At 69.1% G+C, this 22,967-nt stretch carries 22 protein-coding genes; 10 read left to right on the top strand and 12 right to left on the bottom strand.

The window, feature by feature from the left end; translation table 11 throughout:
* Positions 1-724: 724 nt before the first annotated feature.
* Positions 725-3,460 (top strand): beta-L-arabinofuranosidase domain-containing protein, encoded by a 2,736-nt coding sequence (locus tag AOM45_RS06990; protein ID WP_030466915.1) that lies wholly within the window; start codon positions 725-727, stop codon positions 3,458-3,460.
* A 48-nt stretch (positions 3,461-3,508) separates the two neighbouring features.
* Here the strand turns inward: AOM45_RS06990 and AOM45_RS06985 are convergent, their stop codons facing one another.
* From AOM45_RS06985 to AOM45_RS06970, 4 genes are all read right to left on the bottom strand, one after another.
* Positions 3,509-4,573 (bottom strand): hypothetical protein, encoded by a 1,065-nt coding sequence (locus tag AOM45_RS06985; protein ID WP_236703192.1) that lies wholly within the window; start codon positions 4,571-4,573, stop codon positions 3,509-3,511.
* 11 nt (positions 4,574-4,584) lie between these two features.
* Positions 4,585-5,139 carry an RNA polymerase sigma factor gene (locus AOM45_RS06980; protein ID WP_030466913.1) on the bottom strand — a complete coding sequence of 185 codons (555 nt, stop codon included), beginning with the start codon at positions 5,137-5,139 and terminating at the stop codon, positions 4,585-4,587.
* Positions 5,140-5,224: 85 nt separating this feature from the next.
* Positions 5,225-5,641: an MmcQ/YjbR family DNA-binding protein gene (locus AOM45_RS06975; protein WP_030466912.1), complete on the bottom strand. Its 417-nt coding sequence runs from the start codon at positions 5,639-5,641 to the stop codon at positions 5,225-5,227.
* A 17-nt stretch (positions 5,642-5,658) separates the two neighbouring features.
* Complete coding sequence (locus AOM45_RS06970) at positions 5,659-6,222, bottom strand: TetR/AcrR family transcriptional regulator (RefSeq protein WP_030466911.1); 564 nt, start codon at positions 6,220-6,222, stop codon at positions 5,659-5,661.
* A 108-nt stretch (positions 6,223-6,330) separates the two neighbouring features.
* Here AOM45_RS06970 and AOM45_RS06965 point away from each other — a divergent pair, with 108 nt between their 5' ends.
* Positions 6,331-6,765 carry a DUF6069 family protein gene (locus tag AOM45_RS06965; protein WP_051783057.1) on the top strand — a complete coding sequence of 145 codons (435 nt, stop codon included), beginning with the start codon at positions 6,331-6,333 and terminating at the stop codon, positions 6,763-6,765.
* 118 nt (positions 6,766-6,883) lie between these two features.
* Positions 6,884-7,783, top strand: coding sequence for a DUF4082 domain-containing protein (locus tag AOM45_RS06960; RefSeq protein ID WP_030466909.1), 900 nt, complete (start codon positions 6,884-6,886; stop codon positions 7,781-7,783).
* Positions 7,784-7,842: 59 nt separating this feature from the next.
* Here the strand turns inward: AOM45_RS06960 and AOM45_RS06955 are convergent, their stop codons facing one another.
* On the bottom strand, positions 7,843-8,271 hold the full coding sequence (locus AOM45_RS06955) for a hypothetical protein (protein ID WP_156093745.1): 429 nt from the start codon (positions 8,269-8,271) through the stop codon (positions 7,843-7,845).
* A gap of 178 nt (positions 8,272-8,449) precedes the next feature.
* On the opposite strand from AOM45_RS06955, the gene AOM45_RS06950 reads away from it, so the two are divergent.
* Positions 8,450-9,709, top strand: a complete 1,260-nt coding sequence (locus AOM45_RS06950; RefSeq protein ID WP_156093744.1) for a sensor histidine kinase — start codon at positions 8,450-8,452, stop codon at positions 9,707-9,709.
* A gap of 9 nt (positions 9,710-9,718) precedes the next feature.
* Positions 9,719-10,384 (top strand): response regulator, encoded by a 666-nt coding sequence (locus AOM45_RS06945; RefSeq protein ID WP_030466906.1) that lies wholly within the window; start codon positions 9,719-9,721, stop codon positions 10,382-10,384.
* A gap of 20 nt (positions 10,385-10,404) precedes the next feature.
* On the opposite strand, the gene AOM45_RS06940 is transcribed toward AOM45_RS06945, so the two are convergent.
* The 6 genes from AOM45_RS06940 to AOM45_RS06915 are packed head-to-tail and all read right to left on the bottom strand — an operon-like array spanning position 10,405 to position 16,924.
* Positions 10,405-11,424, bottom strand: coding sequence for a C40 family peptidase (locus tag AOM45_RS06940; protein ID WP_236703191.1), 1,020 nt, complete (start codon positions 11,422-11,424; stop codon positions 10,405-10,407).
* Entirely contained in the window at positions 11,425-12,111 is a 687-nt protein-coding gene (locus AOM45_RS06935; protein WP_030466904.1) for a M23 family metallopeptidase, read from the bottom strand.
* A 48-nt stretch (positions 12,112-12,159) separates the two neighbouring features.
* On the bottom strand, positions 12,160-13,884 hold the full coding sequence (locus tag AOM45_RS06930) for a sensor histidine kinase (protein ID WP_030466903.1): 1,725 nt from the start codon (positions 13,882-13,884) through the stop codon (positions 12,160-12,162).
* Positions 13,874-14,578 (bottom strand): response regulator transcription factor, encoded by a 705-nt coding sequence (locus tag AOM45_RS06925; RefSeq protein WP_030466902.1) that lies wholly within the window; start codon positions 14,576-14,578, stop codon positions 13,874-13,876. Before AOM45_RS06925 ends, AOM45_RS06930 begins: the two co-directional genes overlap by 11 nt.
* Entirely contained in the window at positions 14,527-15,384 is an 858-nt protein-coding gene (locus AOM45_RS06920) for a hypothetical protein (protein WP_063757005.1), read from the bottom strand. The genes AOM45_RS06925 and AOM45_RS06920 overlap by 52 nt, the downstream gene beginning before the upstream one ends.
* 46 nt (positions 15,385-15,430) lie before the next feature.
* Entirely contained in the window at positions 15,431-16,924 is a 1,494-nt protein-coding gene (locus AOM45_RS06915) for a DUF1349 domain-containing protein (RefSeq protein WP_035909789.1), read from the bottom strand.
* Positions 16,925-17,010: 86 nt separating this feature from the next.
* Between AOM45_RS06915 and AOM45_RS06910 the strand changes: the two genes are divergently transcribed.
* Both AOM45_RS06910 and AOM45_RS06905 read left to right on the top strand, forming a co-directional pair.
* Positions 17,011-18,126: a sensor histidine kinase gene (locus AOM45_RS06910; RefSeq protein ID WP_030466899.1), complete on the top strand. Its 1,116-nt coding sequence runs from the start codon at positions 17,011-17,013 to the stop codon at positions 18,124-18,126.
* A complete protein-coding gene (locus tag AOM45_RS06905) occupies positions 18,123-18,779 on the top strand; it encodes a response regulator transcription factor (RefSeq protein WP_030466898.1) in 657 nt (218 codons plus the stop codon). The genes AOM45_RS06910 and AOM45_RS06905 overlap by 4 nt, the downstream gene beginning before the upstream one ends.
* On the opposite strand, the gene AOM45_RS06900 is transcribed toward AOM45_RS06905, so the two are convergent.
* Positions 18,780-19,802 carry a LacI family DNA-binding transcriptional regulator gene (locus AOM45_RS06900; protein ID WP_030466897.1) on the bottom strand — a complete coding sequence of 341 codons (1,023 nt, stop codon included), beginning with the start codon at positions 19,800-19,802 and terminating at the stop codon, positions 18,780-18,782. It abuts the gene before it with no gap.
* Between the two features lie 165 nt (positions 19,803-19,967).
* Here AOM45_RS06900 and AOM45_RS06895 point away from each other — a divergent pair, with 165 nt between their 5' ends.
* From AOM45_RS06895 to AOM45_RS06885, 3 genes are read left to right on the top strand one after another with little or no spacing between them, the layout of a single operon-like run.
* Positions 19,968-21,242 (top strand): extracellular solute-binding protein, encoded by a 1,275-nt coding sequence (locus AOM45_RS06895; protein ID WP_439646818.1) that lies wholly within the window; start codon positions 19,968-19,970, stop codon positions 21,240-21,242.
* Complete coding sequence (locus AOM45_RS06890) at positions 21,239-22,123, top strand: carbohydrate ABC transporter permease (protein WP_030466895.1); 885 nt, start codon at positions 21,239-21,241, stop codon at positions 22,121-22,123. The genes AOM45_RS06895 and AOM45_RS06890 overlap by 4 nt, the downstream gene beginning before the upstream one ends.
* On the top strand, positions 22,120-22,947 hold the full coding sequence (locus tag AOM45_RS06885; protein ID WP_030466894.1) for a carbohydrate ABC transporter permease: 828 nt from the start codon (positions 22,120-22,122) through the stop codon (positions 22,945-22,947). The genes AOM45_RS06890 and AOM45_RS06885 overlap by 4 nt, the downstream gene beginning before the upstream one ends.
* Positions 22,948-22,967: the final 20 nt, after the last annotated feature.

The raw sequence follows: 22,967 nt of genomic DNA, 5'->3' as shown, positions 1-22,967 counted from the left end.
CGGGGGCACGGGTGATGGCGGGCCCCGCCACGGACGGGTCCCACGAGGGCGGTTAGCAATGTGAGCGCTAACATTCTCGAACCGAGCTAGATGAAAGCACGACGGCAACTTTCACGTCAATGGTCGTGCTGACGTGTGCGGGCTTGTCGGCCGTCTCGATTGGCGTTCGCCCGAATGGTCGCGATGGCGAAGTTGGTGGAGAACGTCAAGGTGCTCCGCTGTTCGCCGGCGGCCTTCAGCAGAGGTCCGTCGACTGGCTTCTGTTAGCGCTAACAGGATTAACACGTTTCAGGAGACATTTCTTGGCGCCGGAGTGTTGACACGGCGTCAGCGCGGAGGTTACCTATACGCCACACCGGATCGGGCATCGGTCTGCCGCAGATGTTGGAATGTTAGCGATAACATTCCGTCGACCGGTGGCGAGAACTGGTGCGACCCCGACGGAGAGGTTGTCGAGAATGCGATGCCCTGCCGCGCTGCGCACCAGACCGGCCGCCAGGCCACTGCCCGGGTGAGAGCAGCTGCTCATCGCTGACATCCCCAGGGGTCGGCGTCGGTCCTCCGACGCTGACTGACGCGTGCCCTCGACCCGGGAACGGGGTTCGGGCGCCGGCCTGCCGCACCCTGATCGAACGGTTGTCCGTTGCCGATCAGTTCACGTTGACGAGCCCAGAGGTGTGCCCGCGGCTGTTTCCGCAGCGGCGGCAGTCGATCCAGGAGCACCATGTCATCCTCCCTGAACCGTCGCCGGTTGTTGCAGGCCGCGGGTGTTGCCGCTCTCGCCTCGGCCGTGCCGGCCCTGGTCCCTTCGCTGACTCCGGTCGCGGGGGCCGCGGTGGTGCCGCCGGTCCGCGACGACATCGGCGCGTCGGCGTTCGCGTTCGACCTCGGCCAGGTCCGCCTGACGTCGAGCCGCTGGATGGACAACCAGAACCGGACGTTGTCGTACCTGAAGTTCATCGACGTCGACCGGTTGCTCTACAGCTTCCGCGCCAACCACGGGTTGTCGACCAACGGCGCCACGGCGTGCGGTGGCTGGGAGGCCCCGAACTTCGACTTCCGCACCCACAGCCAGGGGCACTTCCTCAGTGCCTGGGCGAACGCCTGGGCCGTGCTCGGTGACACCACGTGCCGGGACAAGGCCAACCTGATGGTGGCGGAGTTGGCCAAGTGTCAGGCCAACAACGCCGCCGCGGGCTTCAACACCGGCTACCTGTCCGGGCTCCCGGAGTCCGACTTCGACCTGCTGGAGTCCGGCAGGCCCAAGGGGGTGCCGTACTACACGCTGCACAAGACCCTGGCCGGCCTGCTGGACGTGTGGCGCTACATCGGCAACACCGAGGCTCGTGACGTGTTGCTGCGGTTCGCGGGCTGGGTGGACTGGCGCACCGCAAGGCTGACCACCGCCCAGATGCAGGCCGCGCTGCAGACGGAGTTCGGCGGCATGAACGCCGTTCTCGCCGACCTGTACCAGCAGACGGGCGACTCGCGGTGGCTGACCACGGCGCAACGGTTCGACCACGCCGTCGTGTTCGACCCGTTGGCCGCCAACCAGGACCGGTTGAACGGCCTGCACGCCAACACGCAGGTGCCCAAGTGGATCGGCGCGGCCCGCGAGTACAAGGCCACCGGCACCACCCGGTACCGCGACATCGCCCGCAACGCGTGGGACATCACGGTCGGCGCGCACACCTACGCGATCGGCGGCAACAGCCAGGCCGAGCACTTCCGCGCCCCGAACGCCATCGCCTCCTACCTCAGGGCCGACGCGTGCGAGGCGTGCAACAGCTACAAAATGCTCAAGCTGACCAAGGAACTGTGGCTGCTCGACCCGGACAAGGCGTCGTACTTCGACTTCTACGAGAAGGCGTTGCTCAACCACCTGCTGGGGCAACAGGATCCCGGCAGCACCCACGGTCACGTCTGCTACTTCACGGCGCTCAACCCCGGCGGCCGCAGGGGCGTGGTCGGTCCCGCTGTGGGTGGCGGCAACTTCAGCACCGACTACGGGACCTTCTGGTGCTGCCAGGGCACCGCGCTGGAGGTCAACACGCGGCTGGCCGACGCCGTCTACTTCCACAGCGGCACCACGCTGACGGTGAACCTCTACACGCCGTCCGTGCTCACGTGGTCCGCGCGGAACATCACCGTCACCCAGACCACGAGCTTCCCGGTCAGCGACACCACCACGCTGACGGTGACGGGCGACGCGGGCGGGTCGTGGACCATGAGGTTGCGCATCCCCGCGTGGACCAGCGGCGCGACCGTCAGCGTCAACGGCGTCGTGCAGAACATCACGGCCACGCCGGGCACGTATGCGAGCCTGACCCGGTCGTGGACCTCGGGTGACGTCGTGACCGTGCGGCTGCCGATGCGCGTGGTCCTGCAGCCCTCCAACGACAACGCCGACGTCGCCGCGATCACCTACGGCCCGGTGGTGCTGTCCGGCAACTACGGCGACACGGTCTTCAGCACGCTGCCGTCCCTCAACCCGGCCTCCATCACCCGCACGAGCTCGTCGGCGCTGGCGTTCACCGCTTCCGCCGACGGGGCGAACGTGAACCTCGGCCCGTTCTACGACGCTCACGGGTTCAACTACACCGTCTACTGGAACACCGGGAGCAGCACGAATGCGGGCTACCGGTTGTTCAACGCGTCGAGCGGCCTGGTGCTCGGCATCCAGAACATGTCCACCGCGGACGGCGGACTGGCGTTGCAGTGGGGTGACAACGGCACCGCCGACCACAACTGGCAGCTTGTGCCCGACGGCACCTCGGTCCGGCTGCGCAACCTCAACAGCAACAAGGTTCTGGGCGTGGACAAGATGTCCACAGCGGACAACGCCACCGTGCTGCAATGGGCCGACAACGGTACCGCCGACCACCTCTGGACGATCGTCGACAACGGCGACGGCACGCACAAGCTCCGCAACGCCAACAGCTCCAAGGTGCTGGGCATCCTCAACGGTTCCACCGCGCAGGGCGCGCAGGCCGTCCAGGACCCGGACAACGGCAGCGCGGACAACAACTGGCGGTTCGTGCCGACCGGCGCCCGGCGCATCCAGAACCTGGGCAGCGGCCTGCTCCTCGGCGTGCTGAACATGTCCACTTCGGACGGTGGTCTGGTGATCCAGTGGGACGACAACGGCACCGCCGACCACCTGTGGACCGCCCTCCTCGACCCCGACGGCTACTTCCGGCTGCGCAACAGCAACAGCGGCAAGGTCCTCGGCGTCGAGAACGGGGCGACCGGCAACGGCGCCCGCGTCCAGCAGTGGGCTGACAACGGCGCGGCCGACCACAAGTGGCGCCTGCGCTACGGCTCGGGCGGGTACTTCCGCATCCAGTGCGCCAACGGTGGCCGGGTCCTCGGCATCAACGGTGCCTCCACCTCCCGCGGCGCGCAGGCGGTGATCTGGGACGACAACGGCACCAACGACCACCTCTGGCGCTTCGTCTGATCATGCGGCTGGGCCGGCCGGTCGCCCGGCCGGCCCAGTGGTGTGAGCTCAGATCTTGCCCGCCACCACGTCGGCGAGGTTCACGCGGGACGACTTGTAGGTCACCTTCGCGGGCTTCGACGGCGTGGGTGAGTTCGGCGCAGGGAAGATCTCCTGGAGGATGGGAAGGCCGTTGTCGGCGTTGATGGTGAGCACCACCGAGGCGTCGCCGCCCTGGATGTCGGGGCCCGTCGAGATGGTCAGCGCGCGCTGGCCGTCGATCTCGGTCGTGCCGACCTTCGTGTCCGGGATGGTCGAGATCAGCTTCAGCACACCGGCGCGGATGTCCGCGTTGGCGGCACCCAGGAACAGCGCGGAAGTGGCGTTGCTCCACAGGTGGTTGTTGCGGAAGTTCTCCAGTTCCTTGCCCTCCGGACGCGGCCTGGCCGGGGGAGCAGGCTTGCCGATCTTGCGGAAGTCCTCCGCGATCTTCGCCTGCGCGTCTGCCCAGGCCTTGTCCGCCTCGGCGGGGCTCAGGCCGAGGCCCGTGACGTTGTGGGCCGCGGTGATCATCGCGATCCTGGCCTTCTCGAGGTCGCCGTTCGCGGCTTCGCGGGCCGCCGCCATCAACTTCGCGTGGTACGGCGTGGCCTGGTCGTCGTTCTTGCTCGCCGAGGCCGCCAAGGTCTTCGTCGAGTCTCCGCCGAAGATCTGGCCCTTGTCGGTGTAGACGCTGTAGAAGGTGTACGACGGCAGGTCCGCGGGCATCTTCGTGCCGATGACCAGCGACGAGTCACCCTGCACCGTGGCGGCGGCCTTGACCTCGGACGCCAGTTTCACGAGCGGTGACTCGACCACCGGCGGGGCCACCGGGGGAGCCGCTTGGGTGGCGGGGCCGGTCGGGACGCTGCCGCCCGTCGTGGCCATCACCACGGCCGCGGCGACGGCCGCCACCCCCACGGCGGCAACAGTTGCCCTGGGCCACGAAAACCAGCGCTTCGGCCGCACGACCGTGCCCACTGGTTCCGCGGGTTCCGCCATCGCCGTCTGCAGCGCCGTGCGGGCGCGGTTGTAGGCCTCAGGACTCGGGGACGGTACATCACTCAGCTTCTTCATCAGGTCCATTTCATCCATGAGTCGTCTTCTCACGTCGTCGGGACTTGCAGCAGCGCGGCCACTTCCGGGGCCTCTCGCAACGCCTTGCGCGCCTGGTGCAACAGACGGCGAGCCGTGCCGGCGGGAATGTCGAGCACCCGCCCGGCCTCCGCGACGGTCAGGTCCTCCCAGGCCACCAGGCCCAGAACCTCCCGCTCCTCGGGTTTGAGCCGGGCCAGAGCCCTGCGCAGCAACGCCTGCGTGTCCACGCGGGCGTCCACCGCAGGCCAGGGGTCCCAGTCGCTCGCCACCCCGGCGAGGTCCGGTGCCGGCTCCTCGGCCGGTTCGGACCGCCAGTACCGCCGCAACCTGTTCAGCGCGACTCCGTAGAGCCAAGGCCTGGCCTCGGGATACGAGCGGTCGTAGGTGGCCCGGGACTCGTAGGCCGCCACCCACACGTCGCCGAGCACGTCCTCGGCGGCCTGACGGCCCACTCTGCGCGCGAGGTAGTTGCCGATCGCCGTCTCGTGACGACTGATCACTTCCACGAACGCATCGGTGTCTCCGCGCAGCGATCTTCCGATCAGTTCCGCGTCTGACGACATGAAGCTCCTCGGGTTTCGCTTCGCCCTTGCACCCCGTCTTTGCCAACGCGCGGCAAAAGTGTTCAGGTTGCGCGAAACCTGCTGCTCAGCGGAGGTTCTGCGGACCTGTCACCAGAACCTTGAGCCGCCGGGGAGCCGCCGTCAGGTAGCTCTCCACGAGCAGTTCCCCGACCTCGCCCCAGTCGGTGTCGTCGTCGAGCACCAGCCCGACGACGTTCGCCGCCCACCGCGGCTTGAAGAACGGCAGCGGCGCGTTGCTCAACGCGCTCAGCTCCGGACCCTCCGACCGGAACGTCAGCACGCTGCCGTCCGACATGCCGGAGGCCTCCGCGTAGGACGGAGGCCGGCCGGCCTCGATCTCCAGCACGTGCGCGAACGCCCGCTGTCCGACCCGCCAGCGGATGCCGCGCCAGGCCCGCTCCTCGACCACCTCCGGCAGTGCCGCGCACACCGCCCGCATGCGCTCCACGACCTCGTCCGAGACTTCCGCATAGTCAGCCACGTGTCCCCCTCCTCGATCTACTCCGGCCGGTGCCCGTCGAGGAACCGCCGCACGACGGCCTCGGGGTCGGCGGGCGCCTGGGTGGCCCGCTGGTCGACCCTCCGGGCGATGGCCCGCATCATCACCGGACCGACGAGTGCGAAGAACGTGTGCCGCGGCGGTTCCGCGACGAGGGCTCCCCGGCGCTGGTGGTGCAGGATGACCTCGTCCACCCTCTCCAGCAGCTTCTCCGGTTCGGTGAGCACCGCCGCCACCTCCGGGCTGAACTTCGCCTCCCGCATGAGGGTGAGCACCACGCCGCCACGGGTCTCGTAGAGCCGCAGGTAGTAGCGCACGATCGTGAGCAGGTCGGCCGCCACGTCGTCGCCCGGTGCGCCGAGGTCCAGCGCGAACTCCGCGAAGCTGCCGCGCACGGCCTGGCGCAGCAGGTTCTCCTTCGAGGTGAACCGGCGGAACAGCGTCGCCTCGTTGATCCCCGCGGCATCGGCGATCGCGCGCGTGGTCGCGCGTTCGTACCCCTGTTCGGCGATCACCTCCAGGACCGCGTCGAACACCGCCTTGTCGGGCACTCTGCCGGCCACTCACCCTCCTCGATCAGCATGCAAGTGGACACTTGCATTGGTGGGAGCGCATGGCTACCTTGTTTGCAAGTGACCGCTTGCAAAACAGCCTACCTAAGGACAAGGCCCATGGCCGACAGCAGCTTTCCCGCTCGCTCCTCCGTTCTCGCGCCCGGTGCCGGAGAGGTCGTGGTCGGCCTCCTGGGCGCCGCGGTGGTCTCGGTCGCGGTCAACGCGCTGATCGCCCTGATCGCGGGGAACTTCATCCCCGCCGGCGTGGAACGAACGGGGCTGGCGTTGGGGGAGTACGCGCCCGCCACCGTGATCGGCATCCTGCTCGGCACGCTCGGCTGGTACCTCGTGCGCCGCTTCGCGCGATCTCCGCGGCGGGTGCTGCGCATTCTCGTGCCCGTCGTGGTCGCGCTCTCGTGGATCCCGGATCTGGGCATTCTCGCGGGAGGCGCCACCGTGGTGAACTCGTTGGCGCTCATGGTGATGCACACCGTCGTCGCCGCTGCCGCGGTGCCCGTGCTGGCGCGTGTTCTGCCGCTCGGCGACAGGTGACCGTCCGTCTGCGCGGCAAGCACTGCGCCGGTCGCCGCACCGTGTAGCGAGGTCGTCACTTCGCGCGATCAACCTCGGGGGAGACCTCCCGTGTCGAAGCGATCGCGAGGAGAAAAGCATGGCCTGGCAGGACTTTTTCGACCCGTCCCGCGTCAGATCGGTGTGGCCCAAGGTTTTGACGGCCGCCGCGGCAGCGCTGTTGTTGGTCTCCGGTGCAGCCCACGCGGTGGCCCCGCTCCCGCAGTCCCACATCTACACGCCCTCGAACGGCGGGCGGATCGAGGTCGGCGAACCCGTGCTGATCTCGGGCGGTGGCTACGAGCAGACCGGGCCCGACAACCTGCGGGAGTACGAGGTGTCGGTGGACGGCGGAACGACCTGGAGGTCCGGACACCGGACCGCCACCGTCGGGCTGGGCGGCGAAACCGGCATCACGCAGGCGTTGTGGGCGTACGTGTTCACTCCGGACGAGCCCGGCGTCTACACGGTCGTCAGCCGGGTCAACACCGACACCGCGCACGGCGAGGTCTCCGCGCCCAGGACGCTGTACGTCGGCGTCCCCGCACCCGTGACCGGGGGCTGTTACTCGTGCGGCTTCTACTCGGAGAACCCGGCCGCGTACGACTCCGAAGGGCGTCCGGTGGAACTCGGGCTGCGGTTCCGGGTCGATCGGCCGGGCTCCGTGACCAGGATCTTCCTGTGGAACAACGCCGGTGAGGCCAGCAGGGTGCGGTTGTGGCGGGGCGACGGGACGTTGCTGGCCGACAAGCGCGTCGACAGCGCCTACACCGAGCCGTTCGCCACGCCTGTGCGCGTGGTGCCGGGCGAGGAGTACGTCGCGTCGTTCACCTCGTGGCGCGGGCTTTACCGGTCGACCGAGAACATGTTCCCGGCGACGGTCATCCAGGCGCCGTTCATCCTGCCGGCGCACGCGGGTGTCTACAGTTATGACGACGGATTCCCGACTCAGACGTGGAACGACAGCCATTACTGGGTCACGCCGGAGTTCCAGTCCTGACGAAAACATCGGGGCCGGTCTGCACGACGTGGCTTCGTGCAGACCGGCCGGCCTGACTTCTACCGGAAGTAGTACGCCTTCGCCTCGATCGTGTGCGCCTTCCCCTTGAGCTCCAGCCGCATGTAGTAGGCCTCTCCTGAACGCGCGTTCGTGATCTCCACCTTCTTGAAGCTGCCGTCGCAGTCGAGGTAGGTGGGGTTGTTCATGCGGTGCTTGTCGCGGGTGCGGACGATCGTGGCCCGGATGTCGGTTCCGTCGACATCGCCACCCCAGCAGCGGAAGTTGCCTCCGAGCCTGGAACTCTGCGGCACGAAGTCAGGGGTTGCCCAGTACTTCGTCGGGCTGTGCGACGCCGGGCCCCAGATCAGGTGCCACGAGCCCTGCGCGTCGACGGGCATCTCCGGAGTTGCCGCCTGGGCCGGCATTCCCGCGAGGGCCAGCGCCGAACAGGCTGCGGCGCTCGCCACGAGCTTTCGGAACAATGACATCGAAATCCCCCTCTTCAACGGTTGTGTTGCGGACAAGCGAAAATTAGTGCGAGCGCCCGCAAGGTACATCCTGCAAGAATTAGATACAGAGGTAAACCCTGACCGTAGGAGTAAACCTGAGGGGTAGGCCCTCGGTCACAGATTCCATTGGACGGCAAATCCGAATACGATCTGCGGCGTGGTAATTCCGGCCGTGAAGTGGAGGGCGCTCACGTCGCGGCTCCGGCGCCTGAACCCGCGAGTGGTGGACGTGGGGCTGGCTCTGGGTCTGTGCGCGACCATGTGCGTGGTCGGTGCCCTGTACCGGCCCGCGGGGTGGCAGCCGTTCGACGTGTGGGCGTACCTGTTGACGGGCCTGATCTGGGCTCCGCTGGCGGTCTGCCGGACGGCGCCGGTGCCGGCTCTGGTGCTGGTGTCGTCGGCGTACGGGGCATATCTGGCGCTCGGACATTTCCCGAGCTTCAACCTCTACGGGCCGATGCTGGCGTTCTACATCGTCGCCACGGTCAAGTCGCCGCGGGTGACGGCCGCGGCGGCCGTGCTGTTCGGTGCGCTGCTGTTCTACAGCGGCGAGGTGGCGCCTGAGGTGCCGACCGTGGTGGCCGTCGCCCAGGGCGTGGTGACGCCCGCGGTGGTGTGGCTGCTGGGCGGGCTGTCGCGGCAGCTGGGCCGGCGCAACCAGCAGCTGGCGCACGCCACCGAGCAGCTGCGGCGGGAGCAGGAGCACCGCGTCGAGCACGCCGTCACCCAGGAACGGTTGCAGGTCGCGCGGGAACTGCACGACGTCGTCGCCCACCACCTGTCGGTGATCTCCCTGCAGGCCGGGCTGGCCCGCTACGTGTTCGACAGCGACCCCGCCACCGCCAGAGCCGCCGTGGACACCATCGGTGACACCAGCCGCGACACCCTGGAAGAACTGCGGCGGGTGCTCAACCTGCTGCGTGCCTCCGACACCCCGAACCCCCTGCCCGACGCGGAGCTCACCGATCCCGCGCCGGGCCTCGCGCAGCTCGGGGCGTTGGTCGAACGAGTCCGCGGCGCAGGAGTCGAAGCCGGCCTGGAGATCCACGGCGTGGTCGACGACCTGCCCCCTGGGCTGCAACTCACCCTGTACCGGGTCGTCCAGGAAGCGCTCACCAACGCCATCAAACACGCGGCCCCGTGCCGCGCCGACGTCGTGCTGCGCCGCGAGCCACTACAGGTCACCGCGACCATCACCAACGACGGCCCGATCACCGCGCCGCGGTCGGAAGGTGATTACTCCAGTGGCGGACACGGTCTGCTCGGAATGCACGAACGCGCCCGGCTTTACGGCGCAACTCTGCGCGCGCAGCCCCGAGCGGGAGGCGGATTCGCAGTAGAACTGGTGGTGCCTTGGCCGTCGCACCCGGCACCTCGCGGTGATCGGCGACGGTCGCAACGTCACCAGGGGGAGTGATGTGCGCCGATGATCCGCGTGCTGGTGGTCGACGATCAACCGCTGATCCGGGCCGGGCTGGTCGGACTGCTGACCGCGGCGCCGGGACTGACCGTCGCAGGCGAGGCCGGCGACGGTGACCAGGCGGTCGCCCTGGCCGCGGCCACCACACCCGACGTGGTCGTGATGGACATCCGCATGCCGGGCACCGACGGAATCACCGCCACCCGCCGCATCCTCGCCGGCACGCCCGACCCGCCGCGGATCCTCATGCTCACCACCTTCGACCTCGACCAGTACGTCTACGAGGCCCTGCGCGCCGGAGCCTGCGGGTTCGTCCTCAAAGAACTCGACCCCGACCGGCTGCTCACCGCGATCCGCACCGTCGCGGACGGCGACATGCTCTTCGCCCCCACGGTCACCCGCCGGCTCATCGAAACGTTCCTGCAGGACAACACCCGCACGTCCCGGCTCGACCCGGGACCTGAGCTCGGTTCCCTCACCACCCGCGAACGCGAAGTGCTGCACCTGGTCGGCACCGGCATCACCAACCACGAGATCGGAAGCCAGCTCACCATCAGCGAAGGCACCGTGAAGACCCACCTCAGCCGGGTGATGACCAAGCTCAACCTGACCAGCCGGGCCCAAGCCGTCGTGGTCGCCTACGAGACGGGCCTGGTCACGCCCCGCAAGTGACCGGTGGCGCACGAGTGTTCTCAGTCGCTGATGCGGCGGATGACGCTGATCGGGCCGATGGAGTCGATGTCGGCGATCCGCACCGGTACGCCCTCTGTCGACGCGTGCACGGCGCGCACGCTGTCCACCGCCATCGCCACGTGGGACTGGCCGGAGTAGTAGACGATGATGTCGCCGGGCTTCACCTCGCCGCGGCTGACCGCGCGGCCTGCCTTGGCCTGGTCGTAGCTGGTGCGGCCGATGGACACGTTGGCGAAGCGGTACGCGGCCTGGATCAGCGAGGAGCAGTCCCAGGCGTCCGGGCCGGTGGCGCCGTGGACGTACCTGTCGCCGCGCTGGTCGAGTGCGAACTGCAGCGCCTTGCCCGCGGTTCCCGGCGGGGCCTGGATCGCCGACATGTCGCCGCCGTTCTTGAGCGAGCTCTTGGTCGAGGCGCTGAGCGAGTCGTACTGGGTGCGGGCATCGTTGAGCTGCTTCTGGAGGTCTGCGCTCTTCTGGTCGATCTCGGCGAGCAGCTTCTTCGACGCCTCGGTTGCCTCGTCGGCGGTTCTGGTGGCGGCGTCCGCGGCGTCGATGGCGCTGGTGAGCTTCCGCATCGCCTCGGCGTTGTCGGCGGCGAGGATGTTGAGGGCCGACATGCGGTTGAGGAAGTCCTGCTGCGAGTCGCTCACGAGCAACGCGGACAGCTGGTTGAAGCGCGCGCCCGAGTAGCTGACCTCGGTGAGGAGGTCCACCTGGCCCCGCTGGAGCCGCGCGGCCTCCTGGGCGGTGGCCAGGGTGGCCTTGGCTCTGTCCAGCTCACCCTGCTTGGCGGTCAGGTCGCCCTGCGCCTTCAGCTTGTCCTGGTTGAGCTGCGTGGCCTTCTGGGACAGCTCGTTGAACTTCGCGAGCGCGTCAGCCGCGGAAGGCTGTGCGTTGCCCGGCGTCGTGGGGAGCACGGCCGCGACGACTGCCGCCGTGGTGACGAATGCTCCGCGCACGGCGCGGCGCGAGGGGTGCGACGTCACGTCGCGGTCCTCCTTCTCGTGTGCCTGGCGCACTCAGACGGTGATGCCTCGATCGTTGAGCCAGGGGAGTGGGTTGATCTTGTTGCCGGCGGGGTTCCACACCTCGAAGTGGAGGTGGGGGCCGGTGGACTCGCCGCGGTTGCCCATGCGAGCGATCTGCTGGCCCGCCTGGACCCGTTGGCCCGCGCGAACGCTGTAGGTGTCGACGTGGCCGTAGACGGTGATGGTGCCGTCGGCGTGCACGAGGCGGACCCACTGGCCGAAGCCCGAAACAGGGCCCGCGTCCTTCACCACGCCGTCGGCGGCGGCGAGGATCGGGGTGCCGATGGGGCCCGCGATGTCGATGCCGAGGTGCAGCCTGCCCCAGCGGCTGCCGAAGCCGGAGGTGAAGTCGCCGACGGCGGGGCGGGCGAACTTCGGGCGGGTCTTCTCCGCTTCCGTCGCCTCCCGCCGCGTCGTGATCTGCTGGCTGCGCAGGAGCTTGGCGGCTTCGGCGGCACCTTCCGGCGTCGCACGGGAGACGGCGAGGACCTGAGGGGCGGAGCGGGCGTCGCCACCCGTTCCGCCGAACGTCGCCCCGCCATTCGTGGATTGGACCTCGGTGGCTGCGGCGTGCACTGTCTGGCCCGCGCCTGCCGCGGCGAAAGCGCCTGCCGCGACGGCGGCGACGACGACGCGTCCGCGCAGCGCCGACGGAGGCGGGGGGAGCCGGTGTCGCATGTCCGCGGAGGTTCGGGCAAAGTTGTTAAGAACCCGAGAAGATGATGTTCAGGTTTCTTCGCGGGGCAGCTGGATCGTGAACGTCGTGCCCACTCCCATCTCGCTCGCCACGCTGATGGTTCCCTTGTGCGCCAACACGTAGTGCTTCGCGATCGCCAGGCCGAGACCACGTCCGCCGGTGACGCGAGCGCGGGAGCGGTCGGCCCGCCAGAACCGGTCGAAGACGTGCGGCAGGTCCTCCGCCGCGATGCCGTTCCCGGTGTCGGAGACGGTGAGCACGACCTCGTCGCCCTCGACGCGGCCGCCGACCGCGACCCGCCCGTCCGCAGGGGTGTGCTGCATGGCGTTGACCACGAGGTTGCGCACCACCTGCCGCAGCCGCACCGGATCCGCGGTCAGCCGCAGCTGAAGTCCGGCGGGCACGTCGAGGACGACCTGGTGCGCGGCCGCGACTCCGGCGAGGAGCTCGGCGGCGTCCACCGGTTCCGGACGCAGGTTCAGCGCGCCCGCGTCGGCGGCGGCCAGCTCCTGCAGGTCCTCGACGAGCTGCTGCAACACCAGCGTCTCCTGCAGCAGCAGTTCCAGCAGGTCGGCGTCCAGGTCCGCGACACCCTCCTGCGCGGCGACCAGCCACCCGCGCATCGTGCCCAGCGGCGTCCGCAGCTCGTGCGACAGGTCGTTGACCATGTTCTTGCGCAACGTCTCCGCGTGCGCGAGGTGCGCGGACATGTCGTTGAACGCCGCCGCGACCTCGGAGACCTCCCAGCGCGACTTGACCTCCGCCCGCGCCGACAGGTCGCCCGCGCGCATTCGCCTGGCCGCCGCGGTGAGCACGGTCAACGGCCGCAACACCCGCCCCGCCAACAGGAAGCTCACGGCGATCGCGAGCACGAGCACGAGCGACGCGGCGAGTGCGATCTGCGTGATCCCGGCGGCGGGCAGGCCCACGACGGTGCGCCGGCCCGCCGGTTGCCCGACGAACAGGAACGCGGCCGGGGCCACGTGGGACGCGAGCACCGCGCGCCGGGCGTTGGCCAGGCACTTGTCGTTCAGAGGTGTCGAGTCCGGGAACGGCAGCATCTCCAGTGCGCCGTCGGCACCGATGTACGCCGGACTGTACGGCGTCCTGTTGCTGATCTGGCAGTCGTGCACGTGCTTGTTGATCTGCTGGAGCGCGCTTTGTTCCGTCGGCTGGTTCAGCACCAGCGACCTGCACCTGTCCGCGTAGGGCCAGGCGTACGAGTGTCCGGACGGACTCGTCCGGACCTCCGCCGCGATCCCGTCACGGCGGGCGCAGGCGGCGTCCGCCTCGGCTGCCACTCGTGACGCCCGCTGTTCCTCGGCGGTGAGCAGGAACGGGCCCACAGCGCGGGGGTCGATGCGGTCCTGCGGGGTGTCCGGTCGCAGGTCGAGGTCGACGTTGAGCGGATCGACCACCGCGGCCGGCTGGTTGGCCGCCTGCAGGTCCTCGGCGCCGGCCGTGCCGCTGATGAGGGTCCGCTCCGCCGTGGTGAGCTGGATGTGCAACCCGGTCTGGCGGCTGAGGTCCTCGATCAGCGGCGTGATGCCCGACCAGTCGGGGTGGACGGCCCCGTACCCGAGCACGGCGTCGTAGACACGGGCCAGTCCCGCCTGCTTGCGACCTTGTTCGGCCTGCAACGTCTGCGTCGTGCTCTGCACCGACAGCCACGCCGTCGCCGCGATCGAACACGCCGAGACCAGCACGGTGCCCGCCAGCAACAGCAACCGCAGGCGGCGAGGCTTACCGGTCACGATCGCCCAGATCCGTGATCTTGTACCCGACCCCGTAGACCGTCAGCAGGTACGCGGGGGTCGCGGGGTCGGCCTCGATCTTGCGCCGCAGGTTGCGCACGTGCACGTCGATCGTGCGCTCGGTGATGAACCCGTCCAGCCCGTACCCGTCCTCGAGCAGCTGCGCCCGGCTGAACACCCGCCCCGGCTCGGCGGCCAGCACGGCCAGGATGCGGAACTCGGCAGGCGTGCAGGCGACCGGCCGGCCACCGATCCGCACCTCGTGCCGCATCGGATCCAGTTCGAGGTCGCCGACCCGCAACGCCCGCCGCGCCACCGCGCTGTTCGCCCCGGACCGCCGCAACAACGCCCGCACCCGCGCCATCAGCTCACGGGGGTCGTACGGCTTGGCGAGGTAGTCGTCCGCACCGAGGTCGAACCCGAGCAACTTGTCGTCGGCGTCGGCCCGTGCGCTGATCACCAGCACGGGCAGGTCGGCGTCCTCGGCTCGAACGGCCCGGCAGACGTCCCACCCGTCGACGCCGGGCAGCATCAGGTCCAGCACCAGCAGGTCGGGCCGGCGGCCGCGGATCGCGTCGAGCGCCGTGCGTCCGTCGCCGACCAGCTGGAACGTGTGGTTCTCCCGAGCGAGAAAGCGCCCTATCAGCTCAGCCTGTTTCGGTTCGTCTTCGGCCACCAGGACGTAGGCGCACATGGCGGCCATGATGCCAGCCGGGTGATCAAGGCTCGGCGGGCCGCGTTCCGGATGCGCACCACCAGAACCTGGACAACGATCGTCGCCCCGGCCGCGGCTGCGAACGCGGCGGTACCGAGCGGGACGGCGAGAACGGTGAGCACGAAGCAGAAGGACGCGAAACCGAACAGGCCCGTGATCACGCCTGTCAGAGCTCGCGCCGTGATCGCGGACCCGTGCTGGGCGTGGACGAAACCCGCCAGCACGCTGGTCGCGATGGGGAACGGTGCCAGCAGACCGGTCCAGCCCGGGCCGAGCGCGGTGGAGGCCGTGGTGACGACGAGCACCAGGCCGCCGGTGGCCGCGGCACGGCCCAGCAGATCCCACCTCGGTGGCGGTGACGGTGTCGAGTCGGGCGGGTGGTCCGGCTCGGGTTTCGGCATCGCGAACACCGCGATCGTGGTCGCGGTGAGGGTGCAGACGAACGAGACGAGCACCGGAACACGGAGAAACGACAGCGCGAAGTCGGCGCAGAGCACAGCGGCCCAGGTGGTCGCCGTGGTGACGAACCAGCCCGCCCGCCGGCCGACGTGGGCGAACACCACGGCGAACACGGCGAGCGAGACGAGTCCGAGCAGTGACGAACCGGCTGCGCTCTCGAGGAACGCGGCGCCGTGCTGCTGGTGGGTGATGAACAGGATCGGCCCGGCCACGATCGGCAGCCCGACGAGCACTCCCGCGACGGCCGGTCCCCACCTGCGGCCGGCCAGAGCGGAGACCACGACCAGCGAGGGCGCCAGAAACAGTTTCAGCAGAAGAAGGTCCACTTAACAGCAGTGTGCCACACGGACCGGCGGCGGGGAGCCGAAGCGATCACCGCGCAGGTTCCGGTTGCGGCACGGTGTTCGCTGCCGGTGCGCCGCGAACCGCCACGCGCACAACGATGACTGTGTAGGCGCAGAGCACGAGGAGACCTGCCCACCACGGCAACGGGTAGTACCCGGTCGAAGGTGCGTAGTGCGCGATCACCTGTGGGTACTCGGCCGTTGTCTGCTGAACGGCGAAGGCGGCGGCCGGCGTGAGCCGCAACAACCACTCGGCGACCGGGTCGGGCAGCAGCGGCAACGTAGTCACCGCATAGGGGAGCGCGATCAGCGACAGTCCGATCAGGACAGTTGTCCAGCCGCGACGCACCCGCACGCCGAGCGCGAGAACGAGAACGGCGCAGAGCGCCAGCACGGTCGCGATGCCGACGACCAGGCGCACGGTGGTCAGCACGGGCATCGGAGCCACCGGGACACCGTTGCTCTTCAGGATCGCCGTGCTCACGGGGAGGACGACGGCGACGGCCACCAGTCCGGTGACGAAGGCGGCCGCCCCGGTGATCGCGGCGCGTGCGGCGATCACCGGGCGGGACTCGTGAGCCGCGCGGGCGCCGTGGCGGGCCGCGACGACGATCACGATGATCAGCGCGATCACCAGGCCGGTCAGGGACTTCGCGGCACCGGGGGCCGCGCCGTCGCCGAGCGGGCCGATGTCGCCGGTGCCGCTGATGGTGACGACGCCGTTCTTCTCCACCGCCCCCGACGCGTTGTGGTGCTTCTCCCAGTCGGTGTGGTTCATGTCGCCGACCGGCTCGCTCTGCCACGCGCCCGCGGTGCCGCTCTCAACAGTGACGTTGTCGAAGACGCCGACGGCCTGGGTGAACCGGACCTCCTCGATCGCGCCGCCGAGGCCCGTCGGGCGGAGGGTGAGGTCGCCGGGGGAGGTGGCGAAGAGGCCGGCCTGGGCGGTGGCGGGAAGTCCGTCGAGCTGCACCGTCGCCACGGTGTGCCAGCGTTCGCCGTCGGCCGACTCGGAGCCGGTGATGGTGCCGCCCGCACGGGTCAGGCGCAGCCAGCGCGGCGACTGTTCTGTGACGCCGCCGCCGGTTCCGGCGACGTCGTGCCGGTAGTTGTGCTGGAAGCGCACGCCGTGGCTGCCGGTCATCATCAGCGCGGCGTACTGCGAACCCTGCCGCACCCCGTCCTTGATGATGATTCCGGTCTTCGCCCACGGCACCAGGCCCGGCACGATCTCGTCGTGGTCGGGCGGGGGATAGGTGATCGTGCCGGTCATCGAGGTCAGCCGGACCGTGATGCTGCCCTGCTCGCCCAGGTCGCGATGCCGGAACCAGAACCCGTCGCTCACCACGGAGCCGTCGGCGGCGGTGGGAACGGCCGGGCAGGGACCGTCGCAGGAGGAATGGTTGCCCACGGCGTAGAGCAGGCCCAGCCCGATGATCGCGAGGGCCGCGGTGGCCAGCGCGGCCAGGCGGCCGAGCCTGCGGAAGGCGGTCCATTCCCGCCGGAGGAGCTTGGTCGACATGGGTTCTGTTCTAGGCAGCGGCCGGGAACACGGGCCGAACCACATCTGTCATGCCGTTGTTAGGTCGGTCGAGGCATGCTGAAGGCATGATCGGTCAGCGGAGACGCACCGTGCGGTGGCGGTTCACGATCCTGTACGCCGTCGTGTTCCTGTTGTCCGGCATCGGACTTCTCGTGCTGACCTACCTGCTCTCTGGTGGCAGCGCGAGCGAGGTGGCCCCGAACGGCGGTCAGGGCAGTTCCGCGGAGCTGCGGATCCGGCTGCTGGAGGAGCAGTTGAGCACGGTGCACGAGCAGCAGGCCCGCCAGTTGCTGGCCGGTTCGGTGCTGGCGCTGATCGTGATGGTGGTGGTCTCGCTGCTGCTCGGCCGTGGGCTGGCACAGCGCGTGCTGCGACCGCTGCGGCTCATCACCGGTGCCACGCGCCGCATCTCGGCGGACAGCCTGGACCAGCGGCTCGCCGTCACCGGCCCGGCCGACGAGGTCAAGGATCTCGCGGACACCATCGACGAGCTGCTCGAACGGCTGGAGGCGTCGTTCACCGCGCAGCGCCGCTTCGTCGCCAACGCCTCCCACGAACTTCGCACACCACTGGCGACGATGCGCGCCTCGCTGGACGTCGCCGTCGCGAAGCCCAACCCCGCCACGTCGACGGTGGCGCTGGCGGACCGCCTGCGCACCCAGCTGGACCGGGTCGACCACCTCCTCGACGGCTTCCTCGTGCTGGCCCGCGCGCAACACGGCGCGCTGGCAGACGCCGCCCCCGTCGACCTCGGTGACCTGGTCGACACGGCGTTGCGCGAAAGGAGCGCCGACACGCGGAGCAAGGGCCTGACCGTCACCGTGGACCTGCCACCGGCGATGACGACCGTCGGCAGCCCCGCACTGCTGGCACGACTGGTCGGCAACGTCGTCGACAACGCCGTCACGCACAACGAGGACAACGGCTGGATCAAGATCTCCGGCTCGGCAGACGAGAACTCGATGGTGCTCGTCGTCGACACCGGCGGACGAGTCTTCGACCAGCAGGACGTCGACCGCCTCCTGCTGCCCTTCGAACGCCTCGGCGAAGACCGCACCGGCACCGCGGGATTCGGACTGTCCATTGTGGCCTCCGTGGCCACCGCCCACGACGGCCACGTCACCCTGCTCGCCCGGCCGGAAGGCGGTCTGCGCGTGACCATCCACCTCCAGGCGTCATGAGGATCCTCGTCGTCGAGGACGACCACGCCCTGGCCGAGGTCCTCGCCGAGGGTCTGCGCGACCAGGGCATGGCCGTCGACCTGGCCCACGACGGACTGACCGCCGCCGCCAAACTGGACCTCACCGTCCACGACGTGGTCGTCCTGGACCGAGATCTCCCCGGCCTGCACGGCGACACCCTGTGCCAGATGATCACCGAACGCCCACAGCGCCCGATGGTGCTGATGCTGACCGCCGCGAGCACCCCCGGCGACCGAGTCAGCGGACTGACGCTGGGCGCCGACGACTACCTCGCCAAGCCCTTCCACTTCCCCGAACTGATCCTGCGCATCCAGGCACTCGCCCGCCGCAAACCGCACGCGCGCCCCCGCACCCTGCACGCGGCCGGGATCGAGCTGGACCCGTTGCGGCGCACCGCTGTTCGCGACGGGCGCCAACTCCACCTCTCGGTGAAGGAGTTCGCGGTGCTGGAGGCGCTGCTGCGGGCGAGCCCCGGGTTCCTGAGCGCGGAGGCGCTGCTCGAACAGGTCTGGGACGAGAACGCCGATCCCTTCACCAACACCGTGACGGTCACGGTGGGGCGGTTGCGGCGGAAGCTCGGGAGTCCGGCGGTCATCGTGACGACGCCGGGAGTCGGTTACCGCATCTCCTGATCACCGGCTTGGTGGGGCAGTGGACTCGCGCACGACGAGAGTCGTGGCCAGCTCCACCCGCGTGCTGTTGAGAGTCTCGCCGGTCGCCAGCTGGAACAGCGCCTCGGCAGCCGCGCGCCCCATCTCGGCGAACGGCTGCCGCACGGTGGTGAGCGGCGGCGACGCCCACCGGCTGGGCGACATGTCGTCGAACCCGACGACGCTCAGGTCTTCCGGGATCCGCAGACCGCGGACACGAGCCGCGGCCATGACGCCGAGCGCCTCGGGGTCGTTGGCGGCGAAGACCGCGGTCGGCGGGTCAGGCAGGTCCAGCAGGTCCAACCCGGCCTGGTAGCCGCTCTGGAACGTGAAGTCGCCAGGCCGGACGAGGTCGGGATCCGGCGTGATGCCCGCCGCGGCCAACGCGGCGTGGTAGCCGTGCAGGCGGGCGACTCCGCACAGCGCGTCGGCCCGTCCCTCGACCATGCCGATGCGCCGGTGGCCCAGTTCGGTGAGATGTTTGGCGGCGTCCATGCCGCCGCTGAAGTTCGTCGCTCCGATGCTCGGCATCGAGCTGTCCGGGATGTTCACCGGGTCGATGAGCACGAGCGGGACACCGGTCTCGGTGAAGTGGTTGCGTTGCTGCTGCGAGAGCGTGGAGGTGACCAGGATGACGCCTTCCCGCTGGGCGCCGGCGATCCGGCGCGCCCACTCGGCGCCGAGCGGGTCGTCGGGCACGACGCCCACGACGACCGCGATGCCCGAATCGGCGACGGCTTCGGTCACGCCGCGGACGATCTCCAGGTTGTTCGGGGTCTCCAGGGCGTCGAAGACGAGTTCCAGGGTGCGGCCGCCCTGAGGCACGCCGCCCAGGCCTCGTGCGACGTAGTCGTGGTCGAGCAGGGCGGCCTGGATCCGGGCGCGCGTCGCGGGGGCGACGTCACTGCGTCCATTGATCACCTTCGAAACCGTTGCGATCGAAACACCTACGGTGCGCGCGACTGCGCCCAGCGTGACGCGTCGTCGGATGGCTTCCTCAGTCACGACTTCCCCGTTCACCTGGTGAAACCTCGCCGAAAACTTTGCGACGCTTCAGCTGTTGACGCTCGAAAACTGCGCTGCCTACTTTACTCGAACAAGTTGCATCAATGTTTCGAAAACTTTTCGACAGGGACGGCAACAATGATGTTCCGAAAGCAACTCACAGCGATGGCGGCCGTTGCCGTCACCCTCGTCGCCGCCGCGTGCGGCACCAGCGGACCGAGCGCGAGCGGCGGTGCGGCGACGGCCTGGTCGCTCACCGGTGGCGACGAGCAGACCTTCCGGTCCTCGTTCGACTCGTGGAACAAAGCGCACCCCGACGCCGCGATCACGCCGACGTTCTTCGCCAACGACGCGTACAAGCAGAAGATCCGCACGGCCCTGGGCGCTGACCAGGGGCCGACGCTGCTGTACAGCTGGGGTGGCGGCACGCTCAAGTCCTGGGTGGACGCGGGCAAGGTGCTCGACCTGAGCGACGAGGTGGCCGCGGACCCGCAGCTGGCCGGCCGGTTCCTGCCGTCGGTCGTGAAGACCGGCACCGTGGGCGACAAGACCTACGCGCTGCCGAACAACGCGATGCAGCCGGTCGTTCTCTACTACAACAAGGAACTCTTCACACGCGTCGGTGCCGAGCCGCCGAAGACGTGGGACGACCTGATGGCGCTCGTGGCCAAGTTCAAGGGCGCCGGCATCGCCCCGTTCAGCCTGGGCGGGCAGAGCAAGTGGCCGATGCTGATGTGGCTCGAGTACCTCGTCGACCGCATCGGTGGCCCGCAGGTGTTCGCCGACATCGCCGCGAACAAGCCGGACTCGTGGTCACACCCCGCGGTGCTGCAGGCCAACACGATGATCCAGCAGCTCGTCGAGGCCGGCGGGTTCGTCAACGGGTTCGCCTCGATCGCCACGGACAGCAACGCCGACCTCGCGCTGCTCTACACCGGCAAGGCCGCGATGTACCTGATGGGCAGCTGGGCGTACCCGACGCTCAAGACCGCCAACGCCGGGTTCATCTCCGACGGCAAGCTCGGCCACACCACGTTCCCCGCCGTCGCGAACGGCAAGGGCGATCCCGCGAACATCGTCGGCAACCCCGCGAACTTCTGGTCGATCTCCGCGACCGCGTCCGACGCGCAGAAGCAGGCCGCGTTGTCCTACCTCAAGGACGGCGTGATGAACCCGCAGTACGTCGACACCCTGCTCGCGGGCGGCGCGGTGCCGCCGGTCAAGGGGCTCGAGAGCAAGATCAGCGCATCACCCGACGGCGCCTACCTGTCGGAGATCTACAAGCTCGCCGCCGACGCACCGAGCTTCCAGCTGTCGTGGGACCAGGCGCTGGATCCCGGCCAGGCGGACGCGCTGCTGACCGGGCTGAGCCAGGTTTTCCTCAAGCAGATCACCCCGCAGCAGTTCTCCGACACGATGAACAAGACGATCAAGCCATGAGCACGGTGAGCGAGCGGCGCGGGCCCACGTTGCTCATGGCGGTGCCCGCACTGGTGTTCTTCACCGTGTTCGCCCTGGCACCGCTCGCCGGTGTGGCCGTGCTCAGCCTGATGCGCTGGGACGGGCTCGGCACGCCCTCGTGGGCCGGACTCGCGAACTGGCCGGAGGTGCTCGGCGACCCCGTCACGCACGAGGCGATCTGGCTCAGCGTCAAGGTCATGATCCTGTCGTGGGTGGTGCAGACCCCGTTCGCGTTGCTGCTCGGGCTGCTGACCGCGCGCCGGGGCCGGTACCGCGAGGTGCTCGGGGTGCTGTACTTCCTGCCGCTGCTGCTGTCGTCCGCGGCGATCGCCATCGCGTTCAAGGCGTTGCTCGACCCGAACTTCGGGATGAGCCAGGCACTCCACATCGCGGCGCTGTCGCAGGACTGGCTGGGCAATCCCGATCTCGTCCTGTTCGTCGTCGTGTTCGTCATCGCGTGGCAGTTCATCCCGTTCCACACGCTGCTCTACCAAGCAGGGGCCCGGCAGATCCCCGCCGTGCTCTACGAGGCGGCGGCCATCGACGGCGCCGGTCCGCTGCGTCAGTTCTTCAGCATCACGCTGCCCCAGCTGCGCTACACGATCATCACGTCGTCGACGCTGATGCTCGTGGGGTCGTTGACCTACTTCGACATCGTGTTCGTGCTGACCGGGGGAGGGCCCGGCAACGCGACACGTCTGCTGCCGCTGGACATGTACCTGACCGGGTTCTCCAACAACGACATGGGCAGGGCGAGCACCATCGCCGTCCTGCTCGTGGTCGTCGGGGTCGCGCTGTCGCTCGGCCTGTCCCGCCTCGCCCGGTTCGACCGCGGCAGCCAGCAGGAGGGAATGGGATGACGACGACTCGCACGCGTCCGAACATCGTCGGCGGCCTCGGCGGTTTCCTCTGGCTGATCGTGATCCTCGTACCGGTCTACTACGTGGTGGTCACCAGCCTGCGCAGCCAGGCGGGGTTCTTCGACGGAAACCCGCTCGCGCCACCGGCCAACCCCACGCTCGACAACTACAAGCTCGTTCTCGACAACGACTTCGCCTCGTACTTCGCCAACAGCGTCGTCGTCACCCTGGCGACCGTGGTGGTCACCGTCGCGGTGTCCCTGATGGCCGCGTACGTCGTGGTCCGCCGCACCGACCGTGCCGCCGCGATCACCTACAAGCTGTTCCTGCTCGGCCTCGCCATCCCGCTCCAGGCCGTGATCATCCCGATCTACTACATGATCACGAGGCTGCGGCTGTACGACACGTTGCTCGCGCTGATCCTGCCGTCGATCGCGTTCGCCATCCCGCTGACCGTGGTCATCCTGGCCAACTTCCTTCGGGACGTGCCGAAAGAGCTCTTCGACGCGATGCGGGTCGACGGCGCGGGGGACTGGCGCACGCTGTGGAGCCTGGTGCTCCCGGTGACCAAGCCCGCGGTCGTCACCGTCGCGATCTACGACGGCCTCACGGTCTGGAACGGGTTCCTGTTCCCGTTGATCCTCACCCAGAGCCCGGAGCAGCGGGTGCTTCCGCTCGCGCTGTGGTCCTTCCAGGGCCAGTTCACCGTGAACATCCCCGCGGTGCTCGCCGCCGTCGTGCTGTCGACCGTTCCCGTCCTCGTGCTCTACGTCCTGGGCCGCCGTCATCTCGCGAGCGGCATGACGGCCGGATTCGGCAAGTAGCCCATCACCGCAAAGGAAAC

It is taken from the genome of Lentzea aerocolonigenes (genome assembly GCF_000974445.1).
Taxonomy (GTDB): domain Bacteria; phylum Actinomycetota; class Actinomycetes; order Mycobacteriales; family Pseudonocardiaceae; genus Lentzea; species Lentzea aerocolonigenes.
The sequence above is the reverse complement of the archived record's forward strand: the minus strand, read 5'-3'. Positions and strand labels throughout refer to the sequence as shown.